Here is an 18,396-nt window from a genome sequence, read left to right as displayed (position 1 = left end):
TGCGGAGGCTGCGAAAGGCACCCGTTTGCGGGATGACCCCCATGGCCGCGCCCACGAAACCGCAATATCTCGGGATCCAAGGGGGTCTGCCCCCCCAAAACCTGCGAATCGGGGCCTCTCGCCCCGTATTCGGGTGCCTTTGGACCCGCAGACAGGCACCCTCCGACCTGTATCCGGGGACCCAAACAAGCCTAACAACTTGATCTAAGACCATATTCCAAGCGCAAAGATTCCAAAACTCCTAAAGAGTCTTAAATCTCGACGACGCTTTATCCTTGTATTTCCAGAAATTTCGCCGCGAACAGGTCAAGCAGATTCACAAAACCCCCGCCATGTGCGATGTTTTCCAAAACATCCGCGAAACTCGCGCACATAACCGAGGACAGCATGCCCCCCACAGGCAAGACCCCCCTACCCCCATACACCAACCTGGACCCCGAAGCCGCGGCGCGCAAGCTGTCGGATCCGATCGACACCGCCCGCTTCGCCAAGGCCGCCGCGTTCGCCGCGAAAGGCCGCGACGACCTGGCCCGGCGCGGCTATGCCCCGGACGGCCAGAAGCGCCTGCGCCGGTTCTCCACATGGGAGGTCTGCCGCTACCTCATCCCCGTCGCCCCCGCCCATTTCCGCCGCGTCCTCAAGGCCCATCCGGACCTGCCCCAGGGCACCGGCGAGGGCGGCTCGAAATGGTTCACCCTCGAAGAGGTGCTGACCCTGCGCGACCATTTCGATGCCGAGGGGGTCGCCACCCGCGAATACCGCCCCTGGCGTCCCGAGGGCCTGCCGGCCAAGGTCATCGCCGTGGCGAATTTCAAGGGCGGGGTCGGCAAGACCTCCACCGCCGCACACCTTGCCATGTCCGCCGCGCTGGATGGTTACAAGGTGCTGGTCGTGGATCTCGACAGCCAGGGCTCCATGACCTCGATCATGGGCGGCAAGGTCGCCGACGAATGGCAGACCGCCTTCCCGCTCATCGCCAAGGACTACGCCCAGGCGGTGCAGGCCGAAAACACCGTGCGCGCCGCCGCGGGCCAGCCGCCCCTGCCCTTCGACGAAACCCTGACCGAGGCCCTGAAGGTTTCGCCGCGCGACGTGATCCAGTCCACCCACTGGCCCAATATCGACCTGATCGGCGCGCAACTGAACCTTTATTGGGCCGAATTCCAGGTCCCGGTCTGGCGGATGCAGCTGCGCTCTTGGCCGCTCTGGGACGGGTTAACAAACGCTCTCGACAGCGCGCGCCTGCTTGACGAATACGACATCGTCCTGCTCGATACTCCGCCCGCGCTCGGGTACCTGACGATCAACGCGCTCGCCGCCGCCGACATCCTTCTGGTCCCCCTGGGCGCCTCGTTTCTCGAATTCGACAGCACGGGCCGCTTCTTCGACATGCTCTACTCGACCTTCGCCAGCATCGAGGACGGCGAGAACGCCGCCCGCCGCCGGGACGGGCTGCCCGAGATGCGGTTCGAATGGGACGCGGTGCGCGCGCTGATCACCCGGTTCGACGCGAACCAGCAGACCGATCTGGCCAACGTGATCCAGGCCTATTTCGGCGACTTCATGACCACCTACCGGCAGGATTACACCGCCATGGTCGGCCAGGCGGGCGAGCAGGTGAACGGCATCTACGAGGCGGATTACCGTGATTTCAACCGCGACACCTATATCCGCGGGCGCGAGACCTTCGACCGGACCTGGGCCGAGGTGAAGGACATCCTGCTCGGGACCTGGTGGCGCGATTTGCAGATGGCCGAGGCGGCACGACAGGAGACATCCCATGGCTAAACGCAGACGACTGGAAACCCCCAGCGCCGAGGATCTGACCAAGATTGCCGACGAAATTCGCGCCGAAACGCCCCTGCGGCCGGCCGCGCCCATCGCCCAGGTGGCCGCCGATGCCGCTTCCCTGGCCTCGACCATGCCGCCCCAGGCCCGCGCCGAAGCCGCCCAGGACAAGGCCGATGCCGAACGGCTGCGCGCGGCCCAGGCGGACGGGCTGCTGCTGGCCGAGGTGCCCACCGCCGAGATCGACGCCGATGCCATGGTGCGCGACCGGATGGTGCTCAATGACGAGGAGCTGACCGAGCTGCGCCTGTCCATCGCCGAGAACGGGCTGCGCCTGCCGATCGAGGTGTTCGAGCTGTCCGAGCCGCGGGACGGGCGGCGCTTCGGCCTTCTGTCGGGCTATCGTCGCCTGATGGCCTATCGCGGGTTGGCGGAGCTCAACCCCAAGGGCCGCTACAGGGCCATCAAGGCCGTGGTCCGCCCGCGCCAGGCCATCGACAAGGCCTATGCGGCCATGGTCGAGGAAAACGAGGTCCGCGCGGCCCTCAGCCATTACGAGCGTGGCCGCATCGCCGTGATCGCCGCGAACCAGGGGGCGTTCACCAATGTCGAGGAAGCGGTCGAGCGGCTGTTCTCCTCGGCCAGCCGGGCCAAGCGGTCCAAGGTGCGCAGCTTCGCCATCGTCTTCGAGGAACTCGGCGACATGCTGGCCTTTCCCGAGGCGCTGACCGAACGCCGGGGCCTGCAACTGGCCACGGCCCTGCGCGCCGGGGCGGAGCGGCGCATCCGCGAGGTGCTGGAGGCCGGCGCCGCCAAGACCCCGGAGGAGGAATGGGCCTTCCTCGACGCGGTGATCTCGGAGATCGAGGAGGGGCCGCGCACGGCCAAGCGGGGCGGGAGGCCCAAGCTGTCGGTTCCGGCGGCGGGCTGGCACGGGCGCGACACGCTGCAGACCTCCACCGGGGTCACCATTCGCCGCGAAACCGATGGGCGCGGGCATATTCTGCGGCTGGAAGGCAAGCGGGTCACGCCGGACGCGATCGAGACCATCATGCTGCAGATCCGGGACCTGCTGGAGGCGGAAGACAAGCTCTGAGCCCGGGGCAGGGGGCGCGAAACACCCCGGCGGGGGACGTTTCGCGCGCGAAACCGTCAGCTTTTTATTAATGAAAACAATGGCCCCTCTTGCGAAACCCCTGCGAAACCCCCATTTGACAGCAATGCTAGCAATCTGCTAGTCTCGCTGCGAAACCCGATCCGGAGATCCCGATGCCGACCCTCACCGTCCGCAATATCGAGCCCGAGCTGCATGATTTCCTGCGCCAGGAGGCCGCCCGCCATGGCCGGTCCATGGAGGCGGAGGTCCGCGCCCTGTTGCGTGCGCGCATGGCCGCCGAGGGGCGCTCCCCGCGGGATGTGGCGGAATCGATCCGGACCCGGTTCGCGGGTCTCGACGGTGGGCTCGACCTGCCGGAGCGGCCCCGCCTGGGCGCGCCGGTCGACCTGGACGCATGATCATCCTCGACACCAACGTGGTGTCCGAACTGATGCGGCCCGCGCCGTCGGAGGCGGTGCTGGCCTGGTTTCGCGACACCCCGCCGGAGCCGCTGGCGCTCACCGCAGTGACCGTGGCCGAGCTGCGCTATGGCATCGCCGCGCTGCCCGAGGGGCGGCGCAAGGCGGGGCTGGCGGCGGCGGTGACCGAGATGCTGACGCGGGATTTCCCGGGCCTGGTGCTGCCCTTCGACCAGGCCGCGGCGGAGGTTTACGGCGCGTTCGCCGCGCGCCATCGCGGGGCAGGGCGGTCGCCGGGGCAGGCGGATGTGATGATCGCGGCCATCGCCGGGGCCCATGGGGCCGGGGTGGCGACCCGGAACCTGCGTGATTTCGAGGGGCTGGATCTGCGCCTGATGGACCCGTTCGCGGCGAAACCCGGCGCGGGGCAGGGATAGTCCAGGGCAGGGCAGGGGGCCGCAACCCGGTGGCGCGCCCGCCGCGCGCCCGCTAGGCTGCGCCGAAACACCGGCGGAGGGGCGGATGATCCGCGAAGTTCTTGACCATTATCGCAGTGCCGTGGCGATGCTCGCGCCCCTGCTGACCATCCATGTCTTCCTGAGGCTGGTGTTCCTGGCGCTGATCCTGCCCCTGATCGGGCTGCTTCTGGCCCTGACCCTGCAATTCTCGGACCAGACGGCGCTGACCGACCAGGATATCGCGCGCTTCCTGCTGACCCCGGCCGGCGCGCTCGGGGCGCTGGTGATCGGGTCGGCCCTGGTGGCGGCGCTGATCCTCGATGTGGCGGTGATGACCGCGACGCTGCGCAGCCGCCGGACCAATGCGCTCGGTGCGTTGCGCGAAGGGATCGGATTCACCCTGTCGAAGGGGCTGGTTCTGGTGCAGGTGGCGGGGGGGCTCCTGTTGCGGGTGCTGCTGTTGTCGCTGCCGTTTCTGGTGGTGGGCGGGGGTCTGTTCCTGACGCAGCTGACCGAGTTCGACATCAACTACTACCTGACGGAGCGGCCGCCGGAGTTCACCCGGACGGTGGTGATGATCGGCGGCGTCCTCGGGCTGCTGGCGCTGCTGGTGCTGGAGCGGCTGACGGGCTGGGCGCTGGTGCTGGATATGGTGCTCTTCGACCGCCAGCCCATCGGCACGGCGTTTCGCGACAGTCGGCGGCTGATGGCGGGGCACAAGCTGGCGCTGCTGCGCGCCGTCGCGCTGTGGCTGGGGCTGCGGCTGGCGGTGGCGGCGGGGATCTCGGCGGGGCTGGCCCTGGGGCTGCAGCTGACCTCGGGGGCGTTCCGGCAGGACCTGACCACTGCGGCGCTGGCGGTGATGGGGGTGATGGTGGTGGCGCTGCTGGCGACCACGGTGCTCAATGCGGTGTCGAACGGGGCCTTGGCGGCCTTGCTGAACGACCTGTTCGAGCGGGCAGGGGGCGGCACCGAGCACTCCCTCGGGCCGCAGGAGGCCGACGAAGGGCCCCTGGGCGGCAAGGTGGTCGCGGGGCTCGCCGTGGCGGGGGTGGTCGCGGTCGGGGTGATCGGCGGGGCGGCGGCCCTGTCGGAGGGTATTCGCGCCGAAACCGAGGTCGCGGTGATCGGCCATCGGGGGGCGGCCGGGGCGCGACCCGAGAACACCATGGCCTCGGTGCTCAAGGCAATCGAGGACGGGGCCGACTGGGTCGAGATCGACGTGCAGGAGACCTCCGACGGTGCCATCGTGGTCGCCCATGACAGCGATTTCATGAAGGCGGCGGGCAACCCGATCAAGGTCTGGGACGCCACGCTGGCGGACCTGGCCGAGGTGGATATCGGCAGCTGGTACGACCCCGCCTATGCCGGGGAGCGCGTGCCGCTGTTGCGCGACGTGCTTCTGGCGGCGAAGGACCGGGCGCGGGTGATCATCGAGCTTAAGTATTACGGGCATGACGTGGACCTGGAAAACCGGGTGATTTCCATTGTTGAAGAGACGGATATGGCCGACCAGATTGCGACCATGTCCCTGAGCTATCCGGCGGTGCAGAAGATGCGCGACCTGCGCCCGGACTGGCGCACGGGGGTGCTGGCGGCCACGGCGCTGGGGGACCTGAGCGGGTTGGAGGGGGATTTCCTGGCCGTGAGCGTGGCCACGGCCTCTCCGGGGCTGGTGGCGCGGGCGGAGGACGCGGGCAAGCAGGTCTATGCCTGGACCGTGAACGACGCCCTGAGCATGTCGCGGATGATCTCCATGGGGGTGCATGGGCTGATCACGGACGAGCCGGCCCTGGCGCGGCAGGTGATCGCGGAGCATGCGGAACTGCCGGCGATCGCGCGGCTGGCGCTCTGGGTCAGCGAGAGCTTCGGCGTGGCGCTGGATCGGCTGACCGGGGTGGAGGTGACCCAGTGAGGGCGCTGATTGCGGCTCTTTTGCTGGCCGGAACGCCCCTGGCCGCGCAGGAGACGGTGCAGCGGCTGCTGGAGCTGCCCGCGCACCGGTCGCTGATGGCGAAGGTGGCCGAGGGGCCGCTGGCGCCCTTCACCACGGACGGGTGCAGCGGGGGGCTGTCGACCTCCTGGGAGGTGGTGGCGGATCTGTTTCCGAACTTCGCCGGGGCGCACGCGGAAACCCCGCCCTGGGAGGCGTGCTGCGTCACCCATGACCGGGCCTATCACGCGGCCGGAGGCGCGCGGGAGGCCGAGGCGAGTTTCGTCGCGCGCCGGGACGCGGACGCGGCGCTGCGGGCTTGCGTGATCGCGGAGGGCGCGGGGCGGCGGGCGGCGCTGGCCGCGCGCTATGACGTGCCGCCGGAGCGGATCGCCCAGGCCTACCGCGCCATCGCGGAGTCGATGTATACCGCCGTGCGGTTCGGCGGCGGGCCGTGCAGCGGGCTGCCCTGGCGCTGGGGCTATGGCTATCCCAACTGTTTGCCTGTTTCTTTGGATTAGAGCCGAAAACAGGCTCTAACTCAGGCGATCGGAGCGTTGATCCATGTCGTCGGGGAACACGCGGCCAATCTCGATGCAGCGGAAGATATGGCTGAAGACCAGCCCGGCGCCCAGGGTTTCGGGGTCGGCGAGGAAATAGCTGTGACCCATGGGCCGGTCGTATCGGGTGTTGATGTCGTCGCAATCCACCTGGAACACGTTGCGGGGGGTCTTGCGGATGTCTTCGGGCCCGGTATGGCCGAGACGGCGGGAGGCGACCTTGTTCTTGAGGTTCGCCGCCTTGGAGGCCCTGAGCGCAAGATCGTCGGAGGCGTAATAGACCACTACGTTGCGCGAGGCATGGGCGATCAGCTCGCCCGAATGTCCCTCGTGCAGGGTTTCGTTGACCACATCGGCGGCCACCATGAAGGTGTTGCGAAAGATCAGCGGCACGCCGGACGCCAGATCATAGCGGTCCCAGGTCGCCAGGGAGGCGCGCAGCACCCGGTTGCCCATGGAATGGGCCAGCAGGTTGATGCGTTTGAGGCAGGGCGTGGCATCCTCGGCGGCGGCATCCTGCGCGCGCCATTCGAGGAAGCGTTCGAGCACCCGGGCGAAGGAATAGCCGCTGAGATCGGCGGATTTCTGGTCGTCCCAGTAATCCTCGACGATGCCGCGGTCGTCGTCGCAGGGCCAGATCAGGGCGATCACCAGCACCTCGCCGGGCTTGGCGGCATCGCAGTATTCCTGCAACTGCCGGGCGCGTTCCAGCACCACGTCCGGCAGGTTCGAGAACCCGTGCACGTAGAGCAGGATCTGCTGGTAATTGGAGGCTTTCACCCGTTCGAGGAAGGTGGCGCTGCCAAGTTCCGTATGGGCGTCGTCCCTGCCGCTTTCGCAGTAATACACCGAGTTGGAGGAGGCGTTGTTGCGCAGATCGAAGGTGAATCTGCGGCCGGCGCGGGTGCGGATGCTCTGTGTCGGGAAACGGTTGGTGATGAACAGCATGAAATCGTCTCTGCATAAGGGGTTGGGTACGGAATGCCCCCCCAGTATAGCAGAGATTTCGGGTCTTGCCTCAGGTGCTGTGTGCGGCCACGTGGTCGCGGATGAGCGCCTTGTAGAGCGCCTGTATCCGGGCGGTGACGGGCCGGGTGCCGTCGCCGATGGGCTTGCCATCGATGCTGGCCACCGGGGTCTGGGCGCCGAAGGTGCCGGTCAGGAACGCCTCGTCCGCGCCGATCGCCTCGTAGAGGGAATAGTTCTTCTCGCGCACGGGGATGCCATTTGCGCGGCACAGGTCGATGACCTTCTGCCGGGTCACGCCGTTCATGCAGTAGTCGCCGGTGGAGGTCCACACCTCGCCCTTGCGGACGATGAAGAAGTTGCAGGCATTGGTGGTGTTCACGAAGCCATGGGGGTCGAGCATCAGCGCCTCGTCCGCCCCGGCCTGCTCGGCCTGCAGGCAGGCGATGACGCAGTTCAGTTTGGAGTGGCTGTTATATTTGGCGTCCTGGCTCATGGGCAGGCCGCGGACCTGGGGGACGGTGGCCAGCCGGATGCCCTTGTCATGGAGCCGGTCCACGGGTTTGGAATGCTCCATCAGGATCACCAGGGTCGGGCCGGAGCGCGACAGGGCCGGGTGCTGGAACGGCCGGACCTTCACCCCGCGGGTGAGCATCAGGCGGCAGTGGACATCGGTGTGCATGTCGTTGGCGCGGCGGGTCGTCTCGAGCGCGTCGAACAGGGCGGCGCGGTCCATGCCGACATCGAGGCTGACGGCCTTGCAGGAGTTGTAGAAGCGGTCCATGTGGTCGTCGAGGAAGGCCCAGACCCCGTCATAGAGCCGCAATCCTTCCCACATCCCGTCGCCCAGCATGAAGCCGGAATCGTAGACCGAGACCATTGCCTCGCTCCGGTGCTTGAGCGCGCCGTTGATGTAGATCCGGATGTCGGCGTTGCGCGGGTCTTCGAGCGCGTCGTGGGTGGTGTGGGTGTCCATGGGGCGCCTCCGTGAAAATCCGGGGTGTCGTGCGGCTTTCCGGGGCGGGTGTCAACCGGCGCTAGAGGAACAGGGTGGCGGTGGTGGGCACGAGGGCGACGATCACGAGCACCAGCAGCATCACCGCGATAAAGGGCAGGGTGGCGGCGAATATACTCTCCACCGAGACATCGGGGTCGTTGAGCGTGTTGTGGACCGTGAAGACGGAGATGCCGAAGGGCGGCGTGAGCAGCCCGATCTCGACCGCCAGCACGGTGACGATGCCGAAATGCATCAGGTCGATGCCCATGCCTTGCGCGATGGGGGCGGCGATGGGGACCATGATCAGCAGGATCGAGGTGCTGTCGAGGATCATGCCCATTAGAAGGATGATCACCGCGTAGAAGAACAGAAAGCCCAGGGGGCCGAAGCCGCTGTCGGTGACGAGGCCGGTGATCGCGTTGGGCAGGCCCGCGATGGCGAGCATGCGGGAATAGAACGAGGCCGCGACCAGCAGAAGCAGGATCGAGACGGAGATCACGCCGGTCTGTTTCATCACCTGCCAGAGCTTGTGGCGGTCGAGGCTGCGGCGCGACAAGGCCACGATCAGGGCCCCGAATGCGCCGATGCCGCCGGCCTCGGTGGGGGTGAAAAACCCTGTGTAGAGACCGCCCAGCACCAGGATGACCAGCAGGACGATGGGCGTCAGCTTGGCGATCATCTCGCGCGCGGGCATGGGGGTCAGGTCGGTGTCGCGCTTGCGCGCCTTCACCGCATCGGGGTCGGCGAGCACGAAGCGGGGGAAGGCGAGGGTCAGCCCGATCAGCATCACCACGAAGCCGCCCGCGAGCATCAGGCCCGGCAGGATGCCCGCGAGGAACATCCCGCCGATGGAGACCTCGGCCAGGATGCCGTAGATGATCAGCAGGAGGCTGGGCGGGATCAGCATGCCAAGCACCGAGGACCCCGCGACCGTGCCCGCCGAGAAGGCCGGGCGGTAGCCGTGGCGGGTCATCTCCGGCACGGCGACGCGGGTGAAGACCGCGGCCGAGGCGATGGAGACCCCGGTGACGGCGGCGAAGATCGTGTTGGCCGCAACGGTGGCCACGCCAAGCCCGCAGATCATCCGGCGCAGCAGTTCCTCGGCGACCTGGAACGTGTCGCGGCCCACGTTGGAGACACTGACCAGCAGCCCCATCAGCACGAAAAGCGGGATGGTGGCAAAGAGGTAGTCGGCGATGCCGGAATAGGCGGTCAGCTCGAGCATGCGGAAGGCCAGGTCGATATTGTCCCGGATCAGCCAGATGCCGACGAAGGCGACGCCGAAGAGGGCGATGGCGATGTGCATGCCCATCAGCACGAGGCCGACCAGCACCCCGATCAGGACGAAACCGAACGCGAGGGTGGTCATGCGGGCGCTCCGATCCGGCGCAGCTCGACCGAGGCGCGGTAGAGGGCGGCGAGCACGGCGATGGTCGCGCCGCCGACGGTGATGGCGCGGAAGGGCCAGGTGACGATGGTCCAGACGCCCTGGACGCCGAAGAACTCAGCCGATTGCCAGCTGCTCAGAAGCTTGGGCCAGGAAGCCCAGAGCACGAGGGCGAAGACGATGGCCGCGGCGAGGCAAAACAGGCTCTCCATAAGGGCAACGGCGCGGGGCGAGAGGCGCTCGATCCGGCGGATCAGGAAGTCGGCGCGGGTCAGGCGGCATTGCAGGATGGCGGCGGGCACCTGCAGGAACACGATGGCGACCACGGTGCGGGCGGCGATCTCGGACACGCCGGTGATCGGCATGTTCAGGAAGTTGCGCCCGACCACATCGGCCACGATCAGCACCATCAGCGCCCCGATGGCCGCCGTGCCCACCGCCGACATGGCCGCCGCGACAGAGCCGAGCACCGCGCCATAGGGCGCGTCGGCGAAGGCGGGCACGAAGCCGGTCTCGCGCAGTTCGGGCGTGTCATCGGAGGGGGCAGGGGGAGGGGGCATGCAGGGCCGTCCTGTGGTCGCGAGAGGCCCCCGCCCGGGCTGGGCGGGGGCAGGTTTCGGGGTGGCTCAGAGGCCCGCGTCCCAATCGCGCGCGGGGGTGGCACCGCGCTCGCGCAGGGCGTCGAAATAGGCCTTCAGCACGGTCTTGCCCGCCTCGCCGGTCTGTTCCAGCCAGGGCTCGATGATGTTGGGCAGGCTCTCGACCCATTTCGCCTTTTCCTCGGCGGGCAGCTCGTGGATGGTCAGACCGGCGGCCTGCATCTCTTCCAGCGCGCGGGCGGCGAGGTCGGCCACGTAGTCGCCATGGGCGATGGAGGTGGCTTGCGCGGCCTCGCGCAGGGCGGTTTGCACCGGCTCCGGCAGGCCGTTGAAGAAGTCCTCGTTGGCCGCGATGCCCCCGAAATACATCGAGCCGATGCCGACGCGGGTCAGCTCGGGCGCGACCTCGTAGACCCGGGTGGGCAGGATGCCGGAGGCGAAGGACAGGGTGCCTTCGGTCACGCCGGTCTGGATGTTGGTGTAATAGGTGGTCAGCGCGCCATCGACCGGGGTCGCGCCGGTTTCGCGCAGCCAGTTGGCCGAGGTGCCCGGCGCGTTCAGCTTGCGGTTCTGCAGGTCTTCCATCGAGGTCACCGGGAAGGTGGCGTAGATGTCGTAGCTGTCGGTGATCAGGGACGACAGGTGGACCATGCCGTTCTCGGACCAGCTGTCGCGCAACTCGGGCAGGGACTGGGACAGGTCATCGAAGATCTCGATGAGCATCCGGTGATCCTCGGTCGCGAAGGGGGTGAAGTAGGTGACGTTCTGGAGCGGCATGTTCGCCCCTTCCCAGACCGTGCCGACCATGCCGATATCGACGATCCCGTCCATCACCGCCTCGCGGGTATCGGTGAACTTGTAGAGGGTTCCGGCGTAGTTCTCGGACCAGTTGACCTGGTAGTCGCCGCCTGCCTCGGACAGGATGCGGTTCACCTCGGGCTGGAAGGTGTTCTTCATGGCGTAGACCCAGATATTCGCCTCCGGGTGCGAGGAGCCGATATTGATCGTGATGGTCTGCTGCGCCATGGCCGCGCTGCCGAGCAGCAGGGCCGTGGTGGTGGTGATCGCTGTGAGTTTCATGGCTTTCCTCCCTAAAAAGCCGGTCCCCGGGCGGGGGACCGCGTTGATCAGCCTTCGATCTTGCCCATGGCGCGCAGGATGCGCTCGGGCGTGAAGGGCATTTCGGTGACCTGCGCCCCGAGCGGGCGCAGGGCGTCGTTGATGGCGTTCATGACGGCGGCGGGGGCCCCGGCGGTGCCGGCCTCGCCCGCGCCCTTGGCGCCAAGTTCGCTTTCGCCGGTGGGGGTTTCCACATGGGCGATCTGCATATCGGGCATCTCGGCGGCCATGGGGACGAGGTAGTCGGCCATGGACCCGTTCAGCAGCTGGCCGTCCGCGTCATAGTGGATTTCCTCGTAGAGCGCGCCGCCGAGGCCCTGGACGATGCCGCCGCGGATCTGTTCATCGACCAGTTGCGGGTTGATCACCCGGCCGCAATCCTCGACGCACCAGTGCTTGAGCAGGGTGACGACGCCGGTCTCCGGGTCGACCTCCAGATAGGAGGCCTGCACGCCGTTGGTGAAGGCGAAGGGATAGTCCATGGTGATGAAATGCCGGGTCTGCACCAGTTCGCGGGGCAGGTCCTTGGGTAGGGTATCGCCGCGGAAATAGACGATGCGGCCCAGTTCGGCGAGCGGCATCCGCTCGGCCCCGGTGGCGGCATCGACCACCTGCCCGTCGCGGATGTCGAGCGTGTCCGGCGCGGCCTGCAGCATGGCCGCGGCCACCTGGAGGATCGAGTCGCGGAGCGCCTTGGCCGCTTGCAGGGCCGCTTCGCCGCCGATGCCCGCGCCGCGCGAGGCCCATGTGCCGCCGCCATAGGGGGTGACCTGGGTGTCGCCGGTGATCACGCGGACCTGGGACGGGGGCACGCCCACGCCTTCGGCCACGACCTGGGACAGCATGGCTTCGGTGCCCTGGCCCTGTTCGGTCACGCCCGAGAGCGCGACGACGGAGCCGTCCGGGTCCATCCGCACGGTGCAGCCGTCCTGGGCCGAGATGCGCGCGCCGCCGATGCCGTACATGAAGGGCGAGGGGTTGGTGAGTTCGATGAAGCTGGCGATGCCGAGGCCGCGCAGCTTGCCGGCCTTGCGGGCTTCGGCCTGGTCGGCGCGCAGGGCGTCGTAGTCCATCATCGCCATCAGCTTGTCCATCGACGCGTGGTGCGACAGCCCCTCGAATTTCATCTTGGCGGGGGAGGTCACCGGGTAGGCGTCGTCGGCATACATGTTGCGGCGGCGGATCTCGACCGGGTCCATGCCCAGTTCGGCCGCGGCCATGTCCACCAGCCCCTCGGTGATCGCCACGGCGATCGGGTGGCCCACGGCGCGGTACTGGCAGGTGGGCGTCTTGTTCTGGAACACCACGGAGGTCCGGGCGCGGTAGTTGGCGAAATCATAAGGCCCGCCGCAGAGGTTCACGACCTGGTTGCCCTCGATGGCCGAGGTGCGGGGATAGACCGAGTAGGGGCCGATGCCGGTCCAGTCATTCACGTCGATGGCGAGGATTTTCCCATCCGCGTCCACGGCGATGCTGGCCTCGATCTCGTGGTCGCGGGCGTGGATGTCGGTGGTGAAGCTTTCGAGCCGGTCGGCGATGAACTTGACCGGGCGGCCCATGACCTTGGCGATGGCGGCGGTGGCGACCTCGTCGGGATAGACATGGACCTTGATGCCGTAGGAGCCGCCCACATCGCCGCAGATCACGCGGACGCGGCTTTCGGGGATGTCGAGATGCTTGGCCAGCACGCTCTGCATCATGTGGGGGGCCTGGGTCGCGTGATAGGCGGTCATCTGGCCCTCGGCGGGGTTCCAGTCGACGAGGATCGAGCGCGGCTCCAGCGTCACGCCGGTGTGGCGGGCGGTGCGGAAGCGGGCGGTGACGACCTTGTGCGCGGCAGCCTTGGCGGCGTCCACGTCGCCTTCTTCGTGCAGGCGGCGGAAGGCGAGGTTGTCGCCGAGATCGGGGTGGATCACCGGGGTGTCCGCGTCGAGCGCGGTCATCGTGTCGGTGACCGCGGGCAGGGGGTCGTAGTCGACCTCGACCAGGGCCGCGCCCTCCTCGGCGGCGGCGCGGGAGGTGGCGACGACGGCGGCGACAGGCTCCCCCACCCAGACGGCGCGGTCGATGGCGATGGGGTGTTCGGGGGGCGATTTCAGGCCCTTCAGATGGGCCAGGACCGCGACCCAGGGGGTGCAGACCTCGGCCAGGTCCGCGCCGGTGAAGACGCGCAGCACGCCCTTGGTGGCCAGTGCCTCGGCCGCGTCGATCCCGGTGATCTGCGCATGGGCGAAGGGGGAGCGGACGAAGGCCACATGGACCATGCGGGGCAGGGTGATGTCGTCGACATACTGCCCGCGGCCCTGGACCAGCTTGGCCGCGTTGGGGCGCGGCACGGTCTTGCCGATATAGGAGTTGGGGCGATCCGGATTGCCGAACTGGATGGTCATGCAGCCCCCTTTCCGGCGCGTGCCTTGGCGACGGTTTCGACCGCGTCCACGATGGCCTCGTAGCCCGTGCAGCGGCAGTAATTGCCCGACAGGTGTTCGCGGATCTCCGCGCGGGAGGGGGTGCCGCCGCGGCGCAGAAGCTCGTCGCAGGCCACCAGCATGCCCGGCGTGCAGAAGCCGCATTGCAGGGCGTTATGGGCGATGAAGGCCGCTTGCAGGTCGGCGATGCGGCCCCGTTCGGTCAGCCCCTCGACGGTCCAGACCTCGGCCCCGTCGGCCTGCGCCGCCAGCATCAGGCAGCCGCGCACGGACGCGCCGTCGACTTCGACCGTGCAGGCGCCGCAGACGCCGTGTTCGCAGGAGGCATGCGCGCCGGTCAGCCCAACGGTCTGGCGCAAGAAGTCGATCAGGTGCTGACCAGCGGGCACGCGGGCCTCCACCGGTTCGCCGTTCACGGTGATCTCGACATCGATCTTGTCGCGGAACATCTCGGTCATGCGGGCACTCCTGTCAGGCGGGCCATGGCGCGGCGCAGCAGCACGCCGGCGAGGTGGCGGCGGTAGGCGGCGCTGGCCTGGGTGTCGGAGGGGGGGTCGATCTCGCCCTGCAGGGCGGTGACGGCCCCGTCGAGATCGCCGGCGTCGAGCCGGGCCATGCAGGCGCGCGCGAGGATCGGTGTGGCGCCGACGGAGAAGAGCGCGACCCGGTGGCCCGCGTCCCGTTTCACCAGGCACAGACCCACGAGGGCGTAGTCGCCGGAGCGGCGCGCGACCTCTTCGATCAGCTGCGCCTCGCCCGGGCGCTGTTTCGGCACGGTGAGGGCGGTCAGGATCTCCCCCTCGGCCAGGGCGGTGGTGAAGACATCCTCGAAGAAGTCCTCGGCGGCAACGGTGCGGGAACCGTCGGGGCCCGCGATCTCCATGCTGGCGCCCAGGGCGAGGGCGCAGGCGGGAAACTCGGCCGCGGGGTCGGCGTGGGACAGGGCCCCGCCGATGGTGCCGCGGTTGCGGATGGCGGCGTGGGCGATGTGGCCCGTGGCCTCGGCCAGCAGCGGAACATGGGTCTTCACAAGGGGATCGGCCCCCACCGCCGCGTGACGGGTCAGCGCGCCGATGCGCAGGGTCTCGCCATCCTCGGCCACGCCCGCAAGCTCGGCAATCCGTGAGATATCCACCAGCATGTCGCCGGTGGACAACCGCATGTTCATCGCCGCGATCAGGCTCTGGCCCCCGGCCAGAACCCGGCCCTGCCCGTCGGCATTCGCCAACAGGTCCAGCGCCTCGCGCAGGTCGTTTGCCCGGGCGTATCCGCCCGCCGATGCCTTCATGGCGTCCTCCCTCTCGAAGTGATCCGGGGCGTTTTCCGCCGCTAAGTGATCACTTGCTCATCCCTGTTGATCATTTGCTCTATAAATCCGAGTCGGATCAAGCTAAAAATGCACAAGGCAGGGCGCGGCGGTGCAGGAGCAGGGCATGAACACGGAAGCGAAGGCAGGTCAGGCGGCGTTCGACAGTGCCGCGACCCGGCAGCGTTTGCCCCCGAAAGAGCGCCGGGAGCAGATCGTGGCGGAGGCGGTGCGGTTCTTTGCCGATGTCGGGCTGGACGGGAACACGCGGGATCTGGCCAAGCGGCTGGGCGTGACGCAATCCCTGCTGTTTCGGTATTTCAGCACCAAGGACGAGCTGCTGGAGGCGGTCTATGGCACGGTCTATCTCGACCGGTTGTCGCCGGACTGGCCCGAGCGGCTCTGCGACCGGGGGGTGCCGCTGCGGGCGCGGCTGATCGCGTTCTATTCGGAATACAGTGCGCTGATCTTCCAGCGGGAGTGGATGCGGATCTTCATGTTCTCGGGGCTGGCGGGCGCGGCGCTCAACCGGCGCTACCTGGAGCATCTGGGCGAGGTGATTCTCGGCCCGCTGCTGGAGGAGACCGCGCGGCTGACCCGGACCGCGCGGCGGCCGATCATGGAGGATGTCTGGGACCTGCACGGCGGGATCGTCTATATCGGGATCCGGCAGCATATCTATTCGATGCCCGCGCCGGACGATCCCGAAGAGGCGATTGCCCGGGCCATCGACAAATATCTCGCGGCCTTCGGGATCGGTCCGCAGGATTGATCCGCGCGGGGGCGGGGACCTGTCGCGAATGGGTTATAACAAGCATTATGTGAAGTATCGTGGGGCTAGGCCGCGCCGGGGCGTCCGGGGGTCGGGTCCAGCACGAGGCCGCGATGCAGGGCCACTTCGGACAGGATCTCGCGCAGTTCGGTCAGCACCCGGGAGCGGGAGGAGACCTGCCGTTGCACCAGGCCGACCCGCCGGGTGATCGCGCCGTCGCGGAACGGGCGGCAGTGGAGCGCGGGCCCGCCGTGCAGGGTGGCGATCCGGGGGACCACGGCGACGCCGAGCCCCGCCTGCACCAGCCCCACCACCGCGGGCATGGTATTGGCCACGGCCACCTCCCGCGGGACGATGGAGAGGCCCGAAAGCTCGGTCTCGATCTGTCGGGCGAGGGGCACGTCGGTCGCGTAGCGGATGAAGGGCAGATCGCGCAGGAGCGACACCTCGCTGCGCCAGGCCTCTTGCGGCGGGGCGATGATGACCAGGGGTTCGTTGAGAACCGGGCTCCAGGACAGGGTGGCGGGCACGCCCACATGCTCGGCCACCAGGGCGGCATCGAGGCGGCCCGCGGCCACGTCCGCCATCAGCCGTTCGGACATGCCCACCGTCATCTCGAAGCCGAGATCCGGGTAGCGGCCGCGCATGCCGCGCAGGGCCTCGGGCACGAGGCGCATGGAAACCGTGCGAATGGCCCCGAGTTTGAGCACCCCCGCCGTGCGCCCGCCCGCGATGGTCATGCGCGCCTCGGTCAGGGTCTGCACCACGCTGCGGGCGGCGCGGACCAGTTCCTCGCCCTGGGCGTTGAGCTGCCGGGGGCGTTTTTTCCGGTCGAAGAGCTGCGCGCCGATCTCGGCCTCAAGGGATTGAATTTGCTGGCTGATCGCGGAGGGCGTCAGGTTCACCACCCCGGCGGCGGCGGCGAAGCTGCCGGTATCGGCCACGGCGACGAGGGTTTGCAATTGGCGAAGATCCATAGCGCTTAGTGAAGCAATGCTTCATCAAAAAGCAATGAGAAAACGCTTTCTAAAGCGATGCTATCGCCATACCTGTGGAACGAGCCTGAACCGGGCCGCGGCCCATCCCTGTTTTCAAAGGAGAGACCCCATGAGCCTTGTCACACGCGCGCTGGCCGGTGCCGGACTTGTTCTTGCCAGTCTGGCCCTGCCCGCCTCTGCCCAGGACTACCCCACAAAGCCGGTGGAATTCATCGTGCCCTGGTCGCCCGGCGGCGGCAGCGACACCTTGATGCGGATCGTCGCCAATAACGTGACGCCGTTTCTCGGGGCCGAGATGCCGATCATCAACATGCCGGGCGTCGGCGGGACCGTTGGGCTGACCGAGGCGTCGCGCCGGGATGCGGATGGCTACACGATCAGCCAGGTCCACGAGGGGCTGTTGACCGCCACGGCGACTGGCCTGACCGAGCTGAAATGGAACGATTTCGATCCCATCGCCCTGCTGACCGCGTCGCCGCAATACCTGGTGGCGGCGGCGGATCAGCCGTTCGACACGATGGAGGGGCTGGTGGAGTATGCGCAGGCCAATCCGGGGACGCTGACCATCGGTGTGACCCTGGGCGGGGTGCCGCATCTGCACGCGGCGATGATCGCGGAGGCGTTCGATCTGGACTGGCGCTATGTGGGCTATGAGGGGACGGGCGAGCGGATCCGGGCCGTGGTCGGCGGGAACCTGGACCTGGCCATCGGGGATATTTCCTCGTCGCTGCAATTTGCCGAGAACGGGGACCTGGTGTTCCTGGCCACCGGATCGACCGAGCGGATGCCGCAGACCCCGGATGTGCCGACCTTCATGGAGTTGGGCAAGGATCTCGACCTGTCGGTGACGCGCGGGATCGTCATGCCCGCCGGCGCGCCGGAAGAGGCGCAGGCGACCCTTGAGAAGGCCCTGATGGAGCTGTCCCAGGATGCCGCCTTCGTGGAGCAGATCAACAATGCCGGTGCCGATGTGGCCTTTCGCGGGCGGGAGGATTACGCCGCGTACCTGACCACGCTGGGCGAGACGGTTGACCGTCTGTCGGAAGTCATCGCGCCCTGATGTCCGGGACGGATCGGCAGCCTACGGCGCAGTCGGGCGAGGTCGCCCGGCTGCTGTCCTACATCGCCCTGCTGGCGGTGTCGGTGGGGCTGTTCATCGAGGCGCGCGCGATCCCGACCTCGCGGTTCGAGGTGCTGGGTGCGGGGGCATTCCCGATGCTGGTCCATGGCTGTCTGAGCCTGCTGCTGATCGGGTCGATCGCAGGCTCGCTGCGCAAGCTGCCCGGGGACGCTTATGGGCGGTTCGTGTCCGATGTGCTGCTCTGGGTACGGACCCGGCGGCTGGTGATCGTGCTGTTCGTCTGCCTCGGGGTTTATGTATTGAGCATGCCGGTGCTGGGCTACCCGGTGGCGACCTTCTTCTTTCTTCTGGTGTTGCAGGTCACGCTGGCGCCGAAGACGCGGCTGGCCTTCGGCATCGCCCTGGCGCTCGCGCTGATCTTTTCCTTCGGGTTGAACTGGCTCTTTGCCGAGGTGTTTAACGTGTTTCTGCCGCGGGGGGGCTGAGCG

General features: G+C 67.9%; 18 protein-coding genes. 9 read left to right on the top strand and 9 right to left on the bottom strand.

From position 1 onward, the window contains the following. Positions 1-387: 387 nt before the first annotated feature. The 6 genes from DSHI_RS21140 (at position 388) to DSHI_RS21115 (ending at position 6,215) form a co-directional block, all read left to right on the top strand. Positions 388-1,788 (top strand): AAA family ATPase, encoded by a 1,401-nt coding sequence (locus DSHI_RS21140; protein ID WP_012187490.1) that lies wholly within the window; start codon positions 388-390, stop codon positions 1,786-1,788. Then, positions 1,781-2,884 (top strand): ParB/RepB/Spo0J family partition protein, encoded by a 1,104-nt coding sequence (locus DSHI_RS21135; RefSeq protein ID WP_012187489.1) that lies wholly within the window; start codon positions 1,781-1,783, stop codon positions 2,882-2,884. Before DSHI_RS21140 ends, DSHI_RS21135 begins: the two co-directional genes overlap by 8 nt. 173 nt (positions 2,885-3,057) lie before the next feature. Further along, positions 3,058-3,303, top strand: coding sequence for a FitA-like ribbon-helix-helix domain-containing protein (locus tag DSHI_RS21130; protein ID WP_012187488.1), 246 nt, complete (start codon positions 3,058-3,060; stop codon positions 3,301-3,303). Beyond that, on the top strand, positions 3,300-3,740 hold the full coding sequence (locus DSHI_RS21125; protein ID WP_012187487.1) for a type II toxin-antitoxin system VapC family toxin: 441 nt from the start codon (positions 3,300-3,302) through the stop codon (positions 3,738-3,740). Before DSHI_RS21130 ends, DSHI_RS21125 begins: the two co-directional genes overlap by 4 nt. A gap of 85 nt (positions 3,741-3,825) precedes the next feature. After that, positions 3,826-5,676, top strand: a complete 1,851-nt coding sequence (locus DSHI_RS21120; RefSeq protein WP_012187486.1) for a glycerophosphodiester phosphodiesterase family protein — start codon at positions 3,826-3,828, stop codon at positions 5,674-5,676. Next, positions 5,673-6,215, top strand: coding sequence for a hypothetical protein (locus DSHI_RS21115; protein WP_012187485.1), 543 nt, complete (start codon positions 5,673-5,675; stop codon positions 6,213-6,215). Before DSHI_RS21120 ends, DSHI_RS21115 begins: the two co-directional genes overlap by 4 nt. 15 nt (positions 6,216-6,230) lie before the next feature. Here the strand turns inward: DSHI_RS21115 and DSHI_RS21110 are convergent, their stop codons facing one another. From DSHI_RS21110 to DSHI_RS21075, 8 genes are all read right to left on the bottom strand, one after another. Further along, positions 6,231-7,202, bottom strand: a complete 972-nt coding sequence (locus DSHI_RS21110) for an alpha/beta hydrolase (protein WP_012187484.1) — start codon at positions 7,200-7,202, stop codon at positions 6,231-6,233. Positions 7,203-7,272: 70 nt separating this feature from the next. Beyond that, entirely contained in the window at positions 7,273-8,196 is a 924-nt protein-coding gene (locus DSHI_RS21105; protein WP_012187483.1) for an aminotransferase class IV, read from the bottom strand. A gap of 61 nt (positions 8,197-8,257) precedes the next feature. Then, positions 8,258-9,586, bottom strand: coding sequence for a TRAP transporter large permease (locus DSHI_RS21100; protein ID WP_012187482.1), 1,329 nt, complete (start codon positions 9,584-9,586; stop codon positions 8,258-8,260). Beyond that, the gene (locus DSHI_RS21095; RefSeq protein ID WP_012187481.1) at positions 9,583-10,164 is read right to left on the bottom strand and encodes a TRAP transporter small permease subunit; all 582 of its coding nucleotides are present in this window, start codon (positions 10,162-10,164) and stop codon (positions 9,583-9,585) included. Before DSHI_RS21095 ends, DSHI_RS21100 begins: the two co-directional genes overlap by 4 nt. 66 nt (positions 10,165-10,230) lie before the next feature. Beyond that, entirely contained in the window at positions 10,231-11,283 is a 1,053-nt protein-coding gene (locus DSHI_RS21090) for a C4-dicarboxylate TRAP transporter substrate-binding protein (protein WP_012187480.1), read from the bottom strand. A 47-nt stretch (positions 11,284-11,330) separates the two neighbouring features. Next, entirely contained in the window at positions 11,331-13,712 is a 2,382-nt protein-coding gene (locus tag DSHI_RS21085) for a xanthine dehydrogenase family protein molybdopterin-binding subunit (protein ID WP_012187479.1), read from the bottom strand. Further along, positions 13,709-14,209, bottom strand: coding sequence for a (2Fe-2S)-binding protein (locus DSHI_RS21080; RefSeq protein WP_012187478.1), 501 nt, complete (start codon positions 14,207-14,209; stop codon positions 13,709-13,711). The genes DSHI_RS21085 and DSHI_RS21080 overlap by 4 nt, the downstream gene beginning before the upstream one ends. Then, positions 14,206-15,039 carry an FAD binding domain-containing protein gene (locus DSHI_RS21075; RefSeq protein WP_012187477.1) on the bottom strand — a complete coding sequence of 278 codons (834 nt, stop codon included), beginning with the start codon at positions 15,037-15,039 and terminating at the stop codon, positions 14,206-14,208. Before DSHI_RS21075 ends, DSHI_RS21080 begins: the two co-directional genes overlap by 4 nt. Before the next feature lie 145 nt (positions 15,040-15,184). Here DSHI_RS21075 and DSHI_RS21070 point away from each other — a divergent pair, with 145 nt between their 5' ends. Then, positions 15,185-15,829 (top strand): TetR/AcrR family transcriptional regulator, encoded by a 645-nt coding sequence (locus DSHI_RS21070; protein WP_012187476.1) that lies wholly within the window; start codon positions 15,185-15,187, stop codon positions 15,827-15,829. A gap of 65 nt (positions 15,830-15,894) precedes the next feature. Here DSHI_RS21070 and DSHI_RS21065 read toward each other — a convergent pair whose 3' ends face one another. Then, positions 15,895-16,791, bottom strand: a complete 897-nt coding sequence (locus tag DSHI_RS21065) for a LysR family transcriptional regulator (protein WP_245533104.1) — start codon at positions 16,789-16,791, stop codon at positions 15,895-15,897. 145 nt (positions 16,792-16,936) lie between these two features. On the opposite strand from DSHI_RS21065, the gene DSHI_RS21060 reads away from it, so the two are divergent. After that, positions 16,937-17,887 (top strand): Bug family tripartite tricarboxylate transporter substrate binding protein, encoded by a 951-nt coding sequence (locus DSHI_RS21060; RefSeq protein ID WP_012187474.1) that lies wholly within the window; start codon positions 16,937-16,939, stop codon positions 17,885-17,887. After that, a complete protein-coding gene (locus tag DSHI_RS21055) occupies positions 17,887-18,393 on the top strand; it encodes a tripartite tricarboxylate transporter TctB family protein (protein WP_012187473.1) in 507 nt (168 codons plus the stop codon). Before DSHI_RS21060 ends, DSHI_RS21055 begins: the two co-directional genes overlap by 1 nt. Positions 18,394-18,396: the final 3 nt, after the last annotated feature.

Source organism: Dinoroseobacter shibae DFL 12 = DSM 16493 (assembly GCF_000018145.1).
In the GTDB taxonomy this organism is placed as follows: domain Bacteria; phylum Pseudomonadota; class Alphaproteobacteria; order Rhodobacterales; family Rhodobacteraceae; genus Dinoroseobacter; species Dinoroseobacter shibae.
This window is presented reverse-complemented; position numbering and strand designations above follow the sequence as displayed.